Genomic DNA, 13,608 nt, shown 5'->3' on the forward strand with positions numbered 1-13,608 from the left:
TGTAAAAGTAAATATAGTTTACGGAAGGGATAAAAAAAGTTTAAAAAGTAAAAAGGCTCAAAATAAATATTTATTTTGAGCCTTAAAATTATCAAGCAGGTTAAAGTCTTAAGAACTTTACTTGCTGTTCTATAGATTTAACCTTCGAAATCGCTATCGTTATGGCGCTCTGCCATTTGCTCTTCTTCAGGGCCCCATGTGCGATTTACGCGGCGGCCGCGCTTTACAGCAGGGCGATCAGCAACTTGTTTTGCCCAACGAACAACATGAATGAATGAGGCAACATCTAGAAACTCTGCGGCATCATATAAGTCGCCTAAAACAAGCGAGCCATACCATGGCCAAATTGCAATATCGGCAATTGAGTATTCATCACCTGCCATGTATTCATTTTCGCTTAAATGGCGATTTAACACGTCAAGTTGGCGTTTAGTTTCCATTGTAAAGCGGTCAATAGGGTATTGCATTTTACTTGGTGCGTAGCTATAAAAATGGCCAAACCCACCACCTAAGTAAGGTGCTGAGCCCATTTGCCAAAATAGCCAGTTACGACACTCTGTTTTAGCTTTTAAATCTTTAGGGATGAGTACATCAAATTTTTCAGCCAAATACTGTAAAATAGAACCTGATTCAAAGATGCGAGTAGGTGGCGTGGTTGAATGATCCATTAGCGCTGGGATTTTTGAGTTTGGATTAATATCAACAAAGTCAGATCCAAACTGATCGCCATCACCTATGTTTATTAAATATGCGTCGTAGTCTGCATCGGTGCAACCAAGCTGTAAAAGCTCTTCAAACATGATTGTCGCTTTTTGGCCATTAGGTGTCGCAAGAGAATAAAGCTGAAATGCGTGCTCACCAATAGGTAGGGTTTTGTCATGAGTCGCGCCTGCAATTGGGCGGTTAATGCTGGCAAACTTACCGCCACTTTCACTTTCCCACGTCCATACTTTTGGGGGCGTGTATTCGTTTTTATCACTCATAAATAACCTCTGTTAGATGAAATACATATATGGTAAATGTGGCCATAAAAAATTAATTAAAGGCCCTAATATTTAATTTACCGACCTTTTAATTTATCGGCTTTTGCTAATCTATAACCTAAAAACAATCCGCTTAGCGCTCCAAATAAATGGCTTTCAAACGATACATGATAGCGCTGAGGTAAAACACCCCATATAAAACCGCTATAAAGTACAGCCACTACAACAGCAATTATAATTGATTTTAATGAGCGTCTTACTAAGCCGTAGCATAGGATAAAACCCCACAAACCATATATAACACCGCTTAAACCAACATGTATGTTACCGCGCCCAAATGCCCAAACTAACAGCCCACCAACTAGAGCGGTAAAAATAAATACGTTATAAAAACGTTTTACGCTGTACTGGCAAATTAGCCAACTTAACACTACAAATGGGATCATATTACTGGCGAAGTGCCACCAGCTACCATGTAAAAATGGTGCACATAAAATACCAATTAAGCCTTGAATGCTACGCGGATAAATACCCAAGCCATTGAGATTAATGCCGGGAAGACTATTGATTATCTGCAAAACAAAACAAATAGTAACAACGCTAAAAATTGCAAAGCGTGTGCTGGTTAGTAATAACTGTGTGGTTGGCTTAGCTGCCATATAATCGTCCTAATTGACTTTAAGAGTTGCCAGTATAGGAATTGTATTTGCTAATGAAAAGCAATTAAAAAAGCACAGCATAAAATGCTGTGCTTAATTTTAATTATTACTCACTATTAACCTAATTTAGTTAATAGTTTTTTGGCTGCTAGTTCAGAACTTGCAGGGTTTTGGCCGGTAATTACTAAACCATCTACTAGCGCTAATACACCCCAGTCGTCAGTTTTTTGATAATCGCCGCCTTTTTTGATTAGCTCATCTTCAACTAAAAATGGCACGATATCGGTAAGTTGCACTGCAGCTTCTTCAGAATTAGTAAAACCAGTTACTTTTTTACCCGCTACTAATGCATTGCCATCAGCATCTTTAACATTTAAAAATGCAGCACTTGCATGACATACCGCAGCAACAGGCTTTTGCTCTTTTACAAAGCTTTCGATAAGCGAAATTGAATCTGTGTTATCAACTAAGTCCCATAATGGACCGTGACCGCCTGGGTAAAATACAGCGTCAAAATCGCTAGATTTTACTTCACTCAACACTTCAGTGTTTGCCATAAGTGTTTGTGCTGCGCTATCGGCGTCGTAACGTTTAGTTGCATCTGTTTGAAAATCGACAAGTGTACTTGTCGGATCAATTGGTGGTTGACCACCAGCTGGAGACGCTAATGTTACTTCAACGCCTGCATCAACAAATGCATAATAAGGGGCTGCAAATTCTTCTACCCAAAAACCTGTTTTTTCGCCAGTGTTACCAAGTTCTGCGTGAGATGTAAGAACCATAAGTATTTTTTTAGACATTGAATATATTCCTTCTAATGATTTGAATTAGTTTATCTTGCTTACCAACTACTATATGCACTAACAGAGTTTTAAACAACGATGATAAATTTAACTTTATTGATTTAATAATTGATACAATAGAGGGGTTGAATTTAAAACACGCTACGGAGCACATATGAAGGTGTCGTTTGAGCAGTTAAAGAGCATGGTCGTATTTGCGCAAATTGTAGAGCAGGGCAGCTTAACTGCTGCCGCTAAACAGTTAGGGCTTACGCGAGCAGTAGCAAGTTATCATTTAAAAAAGTTAGAAACCCAGCTTGAAGTCACTTTACTAAATCGCTCAACTCGTACCATGGCGCTGACTGAGGCGGGCATTGCTTATTATGAACGTTGTAGAATAATTACCGAACAAGCTAATGCAGCTAATCAGCAAATAGAAAATATAAAGAGTGAGCCACAAGGTTTACTTAAAATTAGCTGCCCTGTAAATGTGGGAATGCAGCTAATTGTGCCCGCAATAAATACGTTTAAGCGCCAATACCCTAAAATTCAAATAGACTTACAGCTTACTGACGATGTGGTTGATATTATTAAAAATGGGTTCGATTTTGCAATTAGAGGGGTGGCACTGAGTGACTCCAACTTGCAAGCAACCAAGCTTACTACAATGAGCACTTGTATTTGTGGCGCGCCGGATTACTTTACACATTTTGGTAAACCTAAAACGCCTTTAGAATTAGCAGATCATCAATGGGTGGTTTATCAATTGGGCAGTAAAACATTAACACTTTCAAAAGATGGTAAAAAGCACGACATTACAATGCAAGGCGGGTTAAGTACTAATAACGCAGCTGCGCGTACGGCATTTGTAGAAGCAGGACATGGCATTGGGCGTATTCCGCTTTACGATGCGTGGCCTAAAGTACAAGCTGGGCTGCTTGAAATAATATTAGATGATTATAAAAGTAAAGATATAGAGCTTTATGGGGTATTTCCACCAGGAGCTGCGGGTTCTAAAAAACTACGATTATTTATTGATTACTTAAAAGCGTACTTTGTAAAACAGCATACCGCTTTAGGTATGCTGAAAAGTGTTTAATTATTTTCGCTTTTTAAATATTTATAAAGCATTTATAAAACACTTATAAAGTACGGCTAAATAATGCAACCGCTTGTTGATACATATTAATTGCAAGGGCTGCATCGTATCGCTCACCTTCATCACGCATAAAGGCATGCTGCGCGTTAACTTCTTGCCATTGGTAATTAATGCCCGTGCTTACGCATTGTTGGTATATTTTAGTACGGCCTTCCTTTGGCACATGCGGGTCTTGTTTACCCCATATAAAGTGAATTTCGCCTTGTATATCAGCCATGCGTTCAAATGAGTTATTACCTGGTTTTGCAGGTAATGTGTTGCTGTGAATATCAGTAGCGTATAAGCAAAAAGCCGCTTTAATTTCAGGGTTTAGTGCCGCTCTGTAAGCTAAATGCCCTCCAATACATACGCCCATTGCGCCGACAGTGCCTGTGCAATAGCTTTGCAATCTAATGAAGTCGATCATAGTTTGTGTGTCGCTGTCGTGGTGCTCAAGTGACTTTGCCCACTTATCGGCATTGCCTTTGTCTTTACCTGTATCATCATAAGCAAGCACAGTGCCTATAGGATTTAACTCATGAAACACTTCAGGCACTAACACTACAAAGCCATGGCTTGCTAAAATAGCTGCGCTGCGTGCAATAGGTGCAGTTTGCTGAAATATTTCAGAATAAAAAATAATAGCAGGGAACTGTCCTTGCGCCTGAGGGCGATATACTGTTGTTCGCATTAAACCTGTAGGTGTTGGCAAGTCTGCATTATGTTGTTGAATTATCATAAAAGCGCTCAGTTAAATAAAATTATATATGCTGATATGGTAACTGAGCGCGATAAAATATACGACTTTTGTCGTTGAGTATTTATACCAACCTGCATAAATCTTTGATCAATTTAACGAATTAAATTTCACTACAACGTCGTTAAAAATTTTTTATTTAGAACAACTAGATAAAAAAATTTTTGCCTAGTTCTAGGGCCTATTGACCTTTCAGGATTAAAATTTGTTCAATCTAGGGGGCATTTAATCGCGGCGCGAGGTTTGTAACCTAGTGGGCTAAGTAAAAACCGAGTAACAAAGAGTAAATAGCCCCTAGGCAGAACCCTTTGGGCAGCGCCTGTTTGGCATTTATGCTACGTTATCGCCTATTTATGGGGAATAACCACACTACATAGGCTCTGCCTTGCCTAAATACCAAACAGTCTGATGCAAATTTCACCTCGAAAGATAAACAGGCCCTAGCGTAATTTTCTTAACGTTAAATAGACCCCATATATAAGCAGATTGGTATTAAATACTTGCAGGCATTTTATTACAACTGGCGTAGTAACTTACCGTAGCCGGCCAATCTGAAAAAATACCCATTACCCCCACGTCTTGTGCGAGCACATCAACGACTGTCATCATATCGCCATCGTTATCTATAACATCAGCAATTGATTGATAGTAATAACCACCACCTTCATTAAGCGGACCTGAGCGCTCAAGGCTCCATGCAATAAGCTCTAAACCTGCTGCTTTAGCGTCAATTGCGTATTGTGATGGCACAATATTGCTTTCGTTATCTATTGTTAGCATCATCCAAATTGGAGGGGCTAAAATTTTAACGCCATCGGCCACTAACTCATCCATACCCGGTTGCCATGTTTGTGGGTTACTTGTATCAAATCCGGCTTCACTGTCGCGACCATCTAGGTATACGCTTTTATCTGCAAAGTCAGGGTTAGTGTTAATCCAGTATTTTACGTCATCAAGGCTAAACGATTGCGGATAAACTCTTGAGGCAGGTACACCCATTTGCGTGTACTCATCTAACATTTTTTGCGCATATTGCTCTTGCGTCATTCCATCAAACGGCATGCTTACTTGTGGCGATTTAAGTTCTGGGGTCATTTTTACACCCAGCTCATTAAACAGTGCAATGCTTTGCTTATGGGTCATTAATGTACCTTGGGTAGCATATAAATCAGTGCGCCAATTTGGAGTACCATCCATGTAATCGGCAACGGTAGTTGCATTAGTGTTTGCACCATCCATTTTACCTTCAAGGGTTAAAAATTCCGCTAAGCTTATATCACTGGTACAGCATTTAGCTGACGCAGCAATGCCATTAGTAGGGTCGGCTGGTGTAAATGGCACACTGCATTTAGCTGCAAGTTCAGGAATGGCTAAAATATTAGTGGTGGTGTGTAAGTCACATTGAGAGTGGCGACAAACAAGCTCTTTGTCGTTTGTAAATGTAACATCGCATTCAACAATGCCTGCGCCCATTCTGGCTGCAGCTATGTAGGCTTCTTTAGTGTGCTCAGGGTATTGTATTGATGCACCGCGATGACCAATCGAAAAATCGGTACGGTAAAAAGGACCTTCACTGCACGACTCTAGTTGTGTTTTTAAAGCGCTGTCGCTCATGTCATTAACTAGATAATAAGGGCGAGTGCCTAGTTGAATATCTGGAGCGCTACCGTTTGGCACTTCTACAATAACAGGCGTAGGTACTTCAATAATCTCAACTTCGGTGTTGGTAACAGCGACTTCTTTTTCTACTATTTCTACATCGTCATCGCAGCCTGCAAGTGTGGCTAACAATATACAGCTTGTAAGTAAGGTAATACGCTTCATTGTTTATCCTTAAAAAGTAAAATTTTTACTACCTTAATGATTGTTAATGACAATTTAGCTACAAGCTTATTAATTTACTTTTTTATTAATAATTTGATTCACCAATAATGCACCTAACATTATAGCTGCCCCAATACTTAACCTAACTATATCTGCATCTTTATTCCAAATAAGCACGTTAACAATAATCCCAGCTGGGATTAGTAAGTTATTCATGATTGCCAGAGCTCCAACGTTGACGAGTGTTGCGCCTTTATTCCACATAAAGTAACCAAGGCCTGATGCAACGACTCCTAAATAAATCAGTATGCTCCACTGAGTGGAAGTGGTTGGTAATTTGTTTGAGTTACCAAATAACGCATAACAAATGGTGGCAATAATAAGTGCGCCTATAAAAAACCATCCAAATACGGTTTTATCGTCAAGCTGATTGCTATTCATTAATCGTTTGTAGGTAACTTGGCCTACAGCAAAACTTATATTCGCGCCTTGAACGAGTAATAAGCCGATTATAAAATTGCTATTTAGGTTTTCGTAACGAATGGTAATTGCACCGATTACAGCAATAAGCGCGACTATAAAAAAGCGTGGGTTAAAGCGTCTGTTCAATGCATCATTTAGCAAGGTAATGTACAAAGGGGTCATTACTGTAAATAGTAGTACTTCTGGGACGGTTAAAAATAAAAATGAGTGGTAGTAAAAGCTATACATAACACCAAGTTGTATAGCGCCAATCAGCATAAGCTTTAAGGCTAAAGGTTTAGGCGTATGTTTAAGCTTTAAAAATGGTAAAAATACGAGAGTTGCTAGTGCTATGCGAATTAACACACTAAACCAAGCATCAACTTGGCCGGCTAAATACACGCCAATTAAACTAAATGAAAATGCCCAAAGTAAAGTTACTGCAAATAAGTACCGCATAGCCGTCGTCTTTAAATAATTAATGGCAGCAGTTTATCTGTTATAAATTAATGTATAAACAATAAAAGCCCGCAAGCGGGCTTTTATAAAGTCTAAAATTAATAAACTACGTTATTAATTACTCAAGTAAGCTATTAATTATTCAACCAAACCACGGCGCTTAAGTAGTGCGTCGGTTGTTGGTTTTTGACCTCTAAACTCAATGTAGCTTTGCATTAAGTCACGGCTGTTACCTTTAGATAGGATTTCTTTACGGAACTTGTCACCATTTTTACGGGTTAAGCCACCATTGTTTTCCATATGTGCAAAGGCATCTGCTGCAAATACTTCAGTCCACAGGTACGCGTAGTAACCTGCTGAATAACCACCTGCAAATGTGTGGCTAAAGAAGTTTGATTTATAACGCGGTGGTACAGGGTAGTAAGCAATACCATGCTTTTCTAATGCGTCTTGCTCAAACTTTTGAACGTCAGTAATTTTCTTATCAGAACCAAATGAATGCCATTCCATATCAAGTAGGGCAGCGGCTAAATATTCAGTAGTGCCGTAACCTTGGTTGAATTTTTGCGATTCAAGTACTTTATCAAGTAAAGCTTGTGGAATTGGCTCACCTGTTTTGTAATGTTTCGCATAGTTAGCAAGAACGGTTGGTTCAATCATCCAATCTTCATTTGCTTGTGACGGAAACTCAACAAAGTCACGCGCCGTTGCAGTACCCGCTAGGCTTGGGTATTTTACGTCTGAGAATAAACCGTGTGCAGCATGACCAAATTCATGGAACATAGTAGACACTTCGTCAAACGTCATTAGCGTAGGTTCGCCTTCTGCAGGCTTTGGAATGTTTTGCGCATTGTAAATAACAGGTTTAGTGCCTTTTAAGCCACTTTCGCTAACGTATGCGCTCATCCATGCACCGCCACGTTTACCTTCACGTGCGTAAGGGTCTAAGTAAAATAAACCAATAGCGCTGCCATCAGCGTTAAATACTTCGTATACGGTTACATCTTCATGATAAACAGGAAGGTCTTTACGTTCTTTAAACGTAATACCGTAAAGTTTGTTCATCGCAAAGAATAAACCATCGTGAATAACCGACTGCATTTCAAAGTATGGCTTAACAAGTGCAGGGTCTAAGTTGTACTTTTCTGCACGTACTTTTTCAGCATAAAAAGTCCAATCCCATGGTTTAAGCTCAAAGCTTTCGCCTGAATCGTTAATCACTTTTTGAATAGCAGCCGCTTCAATTTTTGCTTTTTCAACTGCTTTTGGCGCTAGGTCATCAAGGATGCCGTAAACGTTTTCAGTTGTTTGTGCCATACGCGACGTCATTACATAAGAAGCCCAATCTTTATAGCCTAAAAGCTCTGCTTTTTGGGCACGTAGGTTGGTTTCTTTAATAATAATAGGACCGTTGGTTTTTGCTGCGCGGTTTGCAGAGGCTTTAAAAATACGCTCACGTAGATCGCGGTTTTCAAGGCTGCTTGAGATAGGCTGCTGTGTTGTGTTAACAAGCGTGATCATGTAGCCGTCTTTGCCTGCTTTTTTAGCTGAAGCTGCAAGACCGGCAATTTCACCTTCAGAAAGACCTGCTAATTCACTTTTATCTGTAACTACAATAACGTCTTCTTTAAACGATTTTAAAATGTTTTGTGAAAATTCAGTAGATAGCTGAGCTAGTTCTGAGTTAATTTCACGCATTTTAACTTTTTCAGCGTCGTTTAACTTAGCACCCGCTTTTACAAACTGCTTGTAGTAAAAATCAACTAGGCGTTGATCTTCAGCATTTAATTTATCTTGATTGTCGTAAATTGTTTGTACGCGCTTAAATAACTCGCCATTTAGGTAAATATCATCTGAGTGAGCAGATAGTATCGGCGCCATTTTTTTGCTAATGCGTTGGTATTCGTCATCTGAGATTAAGCCTGATAAATTGAAAAACGCAGCCGATACGCGATTTAATAGCTCGCCTGACAATTCCATTTCAACTAAGGTATTTTTAAATGTTGCAGGAGCAGGGTTGTTAGCAATCGCTTGGACTTGCGCTGTATGTTGCGCAATACCAGCGTCAAAGCCTGCTTCGTAGTCTTTTGTACCAAATTTATCAAACTCTGGTGCCATGTATTGTAATGGGCTTGGCTTAAATAAAACATTGTTTGCGTTCATGTCTTGCACTTGTGCTGCACCTTCTTTTGCCATGTTTTGTGTATCGTTAGATGAACAGGCCGATAATATTAAGGCACTAGCAATAGTAGTGGCGATCAGGGTTTTACGCATAATAACTCCATAAAAAGATTAGCCGGAATAGGCTTTGCGAGTCGAAAAACCTAGTTAACTTATCAAATTTTGGAGTTTATACAATAAAGTTTATCGGTATTAAGGGGGATTTGAACGCAAATTAGCTAATATTTAGCTTTAAGGCAGGTAAAAGTAGCTCTAAAAGTAAACACTTGAGCTACTTAATTAAGCGGTCGAGCCATTGTTTACTTAGTTATATCCAAGTACAAATTTTCTCTCAGAGCCAAAACTGCTAGGTTGTTGTTGGCCAAATTCTTTGTTAATAGTTGCCAAGGCTTGCTCTTGCTCCGCAAGAAGACACAAAATTTTATTTCGATAATCTAGACTACTTTCAAATAAATGTAAGTCTACCTGTGGCTGCAATGTTGCCAACCTTTGATTTAAAGTTAGTTGTGACATAGTGATCTCCAGTGCTTGTACAATATTTATATAGCACTCGGTGCAATAAAGAGTTAATAAATTGTTCATAAAAAGCATATTGAACTTATTAACTTGGCGTTTTAGTTATATTATGACTGCTAAACTTACCCAACACTGAACCGCTTTCACTTTATAGCGATTTTAATTTAAAGCGCTCCTTTGCTTGTTTTGGAAAATAAATGACGTTAGAACACATAAACCAAATTCTTGCCTTTGTTGTATTTAGTTACAGCGATGTACACATTACCGTAGCAAAAATTATTAAAGTGCCTTTAATACTTTTCGCTATTTGGTTTATTGTGACGCGTATTGGCAAGCTAATAACAAAAACATTATTGGCAAAAAAACTAAGCCAAGATGCCGTGCATTTATTTACACGTATCTACTTTATTTTAAGTATCGCAATTTTAATTTTTACATCTTTAGAAGTATTAAGCATACCGCTGACTGCGTTTGCTTTTGTGTCGGGTGCAATAGCCATTGGTGTAGGCTTTGGTGCGCAAAACATAATAAATAACTTTATTAGTGGCTGGATATTGATGTGGGAACGCCCAATACGTATTGGTGACTTTTTAGAGGTAGGGAATGCAAAAGGCGTAGTAGAAACAATTAACACTCGCTCAACGCGTATCCGTCGAAATGACGGCGTACATATGCTTATTCCTAATTCTCAATTGCTCGAAAATACAGTAACAAATTGGACGCTAATAGATGGCAATGCACGCTCATCGGTCAGTGTAGGTGTTGCATACGGTTCAGATGTGATACTGGTTAAAAAGCTTATTCAACAAGTGCTTGACGACCATGAAGCAATATTGGTTAATCCAAAGTCGTCGGTATTATTTGATGACTTTGCTGATAGCTCGCTCGTATTTAATGCTATTTTTTGGGTGTGCGCCGAGTCTGAAACCATGCTTAGAAAAGTGCGCAGTGATATTCGTTTTAGTATTTACGCTGTATTTGAAAAGCATGATGTAGTGATTGCCTTCCCTCAGCGCGACATTCATATCGACGGTGAAATTGCGTTTAAGCGCTCATAATCCAAATACAGTAGCTATTTAAAGTCATTTTTGGATGGCTTTATTTGTATATAAGTAGATGTTTCTATTTTAGGTTAACATGTAAAACAATCCATTCTTCCTACTCCAGTTTATTAAAACCAACAAAGGACATATGTCCGCACTATTAGGTTTTTGCATCTAAATAGTGATAAAAATGCGTAATCTTGTAGTTAAATGTTGCAAAAAAGTTTCTAATTATGTCAATATTTATGCAGTAAAATTATTACAAAATGATATAATCTTAATCGTTCGTTCAGCCTTATAGCATCGTTTTTGTACTCTCGATAATAAGGTCCGCGCGCATGACGCAAGTCGCGAAAAATTGAACGAGCCCGCAACTTACCTTCAAGGTATAAGTAGCGCAACACAAAAAACCGTTGAACAAGAGTGCACAAAAAAGGTTAAACCCAACATGAAAGCAATGAAAAGATCTACGTTAGCCACCCTAATCAATGCAACGTTGTTCTCTGCAGTAGCAGGTACTTCATTTTCTTCTTTAGCCGCTGAAGAAGCAGCTAAAAAAAGTAACCAACTAGAAGTTATTCAGGTAACAGCTCGTAAACGTGTAGAAAACGCTCAAGAAGTACCAGTAGCAGTATCTGCTCTACAAGGTGATAACCTTGATGCGTATAGCTCAGCTGGTATGGATATTCGTTTTTTAAATGCGAAAATTCCAAGTTTATCAATTGAATCTTCATTTGGTCGTTCATTCCCACGCTTTTACGTTCGTGGTTTAGGTAATACCGATTTTGATCTGAATGCATCACAACCAGTATCACTTGTTGTTGATGAAGTCGTTCAAGAAAATGCAATTTTAAAAGGCTTCCCAGTATTTGATGTTGAACGCGTAGAAGTATTACGTGGACCGCAGGGAACTTTATTTGGACGTAACACGCCGGCTGGCCTTGTTAAATTTGATACTGTTAAACCAAGCCAAGAATTTGATGGTTATGGCTCTGTTTCATACGGTAGCCGTGGCGCTGTAGACACAAGTGGTGCTGTAGGTGGTGCTTTAACTGACCGTTTATCTGCTCGTGTTTCATTATTATGGCAAGATAAAGACGATTACATTGATAACCAAGCTCCAGGCTTTGAAGCTAAAGACGAGCAAGGTGGTTACACTGAAAAAGCGGCACGTGTTCAATTTTTATATGAAGGCGATGATTTTACTGCTTTATTAAACTATCACACACGTGACTTAGATGGCTCGCCAATTGCCTTTCGTGCAAATGTAATTAAAACGGGTACTAACGAGCTAGTAGATAACTATGAAAGTGATGTTGTTTATCAAGATGCGGCATCTCGCTCTACTCAACAAGTAGAATCTGAAGGTGCGAGCTTAAAGCTTGAGTGGGAACTTAAAAACCACACAATCACTTCAATTTCTGCATGGGAAAGTGCTGAAATTTATTCTCGCGCTGACATCGACGGCGGTTACGGTGCTTCTTATATTCCTGATTTCATGGGGCCTGGTTTTATCCCTTTCTCTTCAGAAAGTGCTGATGGTATTCCAGATCACGACCAGTTGACGCAAGAGCTACGTTTATCTAGTAACTTTGATGGCGATTTAAATTATCAAGTAGGTGTTTTTTACTTCGATGAAGAACTAACTATTGAAAACTACAGCTACGATACATTCTCAACACCCGATGCTGGTGCTTTAAATGGCTATGTTCGCCAACAGCAAGATACTACAGCTTGGGCTGTATTTGGTTCTGTAGATTATACTTTTTCAGATGACTTAAAAGTAACAGCGGGACTTCGTTACTCTGATGATGATAAAGATTTTGTAGCAGACCGTACACTTAGCCCAATTGGCGGCGGTGCATTACTGGTAGAGCGTGATGTTAGTGACGACCATGTTAGCTGGGATTTATCTGCAAATTATAAAGTAAACGATGATGTTAACTGGTACGGCCGTGTAGCCAATAGCTTCCGCGCACCTAGTTTACAAGGTCGTATTTTGTTTGGTGATGATGTAACAACAGCTGAATCAGAAACTGTAACATCGTACGAAACGGGTATAAAGTCAGACGTGCTAGACGGCCAAGGTCGTGTTAACGCAACTGTGTTTTATTACACAATGGACGACCAACAGCTTACAGCTGTTGGCGGTGGTGCTAACTTTAACCGTTTAGTTAATGCTGATAAAACGACTGGTTATGGTTTTGAGCTAGATACACAGTGGGTATTGAGTGATGAGTTCAATGCAACGTTTAACCTAAGCTATAACAAAACAGAAATCAAAGATAACGATTTAGCTGTAGCTGTTTGTGCACAATGTACTGTAACTGACCCAATTAATGCTTCTGGGCTTGCTGTACTTGATGGTAATAGCTTACCGCATGCGCCTGAGTGGATCTCTAACTTTACGCTTCGCTACACTAAAGAACTTGCCGATGGTAACTTCTTCGCAAGCGGTGATATTTCTTATCGCAGTAAAATCAATATGTTCCTTTACGAATCGGTAGAGTTTGAAGGTAAAGAGCTTATTGAAACAGGTTTGCGTACAGGTTACACATGGTCTGAAGGCGATTACGAATACGAAGTAGCTGCTTTTGTTCGTAACTTATTTGACGAGCAACAAGTTATTGGCGCAGTAGATTTCAATAACAATACAGGTATTGTTAACGAAGAGCGTTATGTTGGTGCTGAATTTAAAGTTAACTTCTTCTAAAGATAACCTTAAATTATATTAATTTTTAAAAGCCTGCCTTGTGCAGGCTTTTATGTTTTTATAAAGCTGGTAAAGTAGCGTTAATTAATTT

11 protein-coding genes are annotated in these 13,608 nt (G+C 39.0%); 3 read left to right on the forward strand and 8 right to left on the reverse strand.

The genetic code is table 11. The features are described from left to right. Window positions 1-137: 137 nt before the first annotated feature. The 3 genes from yghU to WNY98_RS11375 form a co-directional block, all read right to left on the reverse strand. Window positions 138-983 (reverse strand): glutathione-dependent disulfide-bond oxidoreductase, encoded by an 846-nt coding sequence (gene yghU, locus WNY98_RS11365; RefSeq protein WP_342877949.1) that lies wholly within the window; start codon window positions 981-983, stop codon window positions 138-140. Between the two features lie 77 nt (window positions 984-1,060). Then, window positions 1,061-1,642: a rhomboid family intramembrane serine protease gene (locus WNY98_RS11370; protein WP_342877950.1), complete on the reverse strand. Its 582-nt coding sequence runs from the start codon at window positions 1,640-1,642 to the stop codon at window positions 1,061-1,063. Between the two features lie 116 nt (window positions 1,643-1,758). Continuing rightward, the gene (locus WNY98_RS11375; RefSeq protein WP_342877951.1) at window positions 1,759-2,442 is read right to left on the reverse strand and encodes a type 1 glutamine amidotransferase domain-containing protein; all 684 of its coding nucleotides are present in this window, start codon (window positions 2,440-2,442) and stop codon (window positions 1,759-1,761) included. A 157-nt stretch (window positions 2,443-2,599) separates the two neighbouring features. Here WNY98_RS11375 and WNY98_RS11380 point away from each other — a divergent pair, with 157 nt between their 5' ends. Beyond that, window positions 2,600-3,523 carry a LysR family transcriptional regulator gene (locus WNY98_RS11380; RefSeq protein ID WP_197183997.1) on the forward strand — a complete coding sequence of 308 codons (924 nt, stop codon included), beginning with the start codon at window positions 2,600-2,602 and terminating at the stop codon, window positions 3,521-3,523. A gap of 43 nt (window positions 3,524-3,566) precedes the next feature. Here the strand turns inward: WNY98_RS11380 and WNY98_RS11385 are convergent, their stop codons facing one another. The 5 genes from WNY98_RS11385 to WNY98_RS11405 form a co-directional block, all read right to left on the reverse strand. Next, window positions 3,567-4,301, reverse strand: a complete 735-nt coding sequence (locus WNY98_RS11385) for a dienelactone hydrolase family protein (RefSeq protein WP_342877952.1) — start codon at window positions 4,299-4,301, stop codon at window positions 3,567-3,569. Between the two features lie 510 nt (window positions 4,302-4,811). Further along, window positions 4,812-6,143: a glycerophosphodiester phosphodiesterase family protein gene (locus WNY98_RS11390; protein ID WP_342877953.1), complete on the reverse strand. Its 1,332-nt coding sequence runs from the start codon at window positions 6,141-6,143 to the stop codon at window positions 4,812-4,814. A gap of 69 nt (window positions 6,144-6,212) precedes the next feature. After that, window positions 6,213-7,064: a carboxylate/amino acid/amine transporter gene (locus tag WNY98_RS11395; RefSeq protein ID WP_342877954.1), complete on the reverse strand. Its 852-nt coding sequence runs from the start codon at window positions 7,062-7,064 to the stop codon at window positions 6,213-6,215. A gap of 138 nt (window positions 7,065-7,202) precedes the next feature. Continuing rightward, entirely contained in the window at window positions 7,203-9,338 is a 2,136-nt protein-coding gene (locus WNY98_RS11400) for a M3 family metallopeptidase (RefSeq protein ID WP_342877955.1), read from the reverse strand. A 210-nt stretch (window positions 9,339-9,548) separates the two neighbouring features. After that, window positions 9,549-9,758: a hypothetical protein gene (locus WNY98_RS11405; protein WP_076925434.1), complete on the reverse strand. Its 210-nt coding sequence runs from the start codon at window positions 9,756-9,758 to the stop codon at window positions 9,549-9,551. 200 nt (window positions 9,759-9,958) lie between these two features. Between WNY98_RS11405 and WNY98_RS11410 the strand changes: the two genes are divergently transcribed. After that, a complete protein-coding gene (locus WNY98_RS11410; protein WP_076925435.1) occupies window positions 9,959-10,819 on the forward strand; it encodes a mechanosensitive ion channel domain-containing protein in 861 nt (286 codons plus the stop codon). A gap of 433 nt (window positions 10,820-11,252) precedes the next feature. Continuing rightward, window positions 11,253-13,517, forward strand: a complete 2,265-nt coding sequence (locus tag WNY98_RS11415) for a TonB-dependent receptor (RefSeq protein ID WP_076925511.1) — start codon at window positions 11,253-11,255, stop codon at window positions 13,515-13,517. Window positions 13,518-13,608 lie beyond the last annotated feature (91 nt).

This window comes from Pseudoalteromonas sp. AS71, from assembly GCF_038900275.1.
Lineage (GTDB): Bacteria > Pseudomonadota > Gammaproteobacteria > Enterobacterales > Alteromonadaceae > Pseudoalteromonas.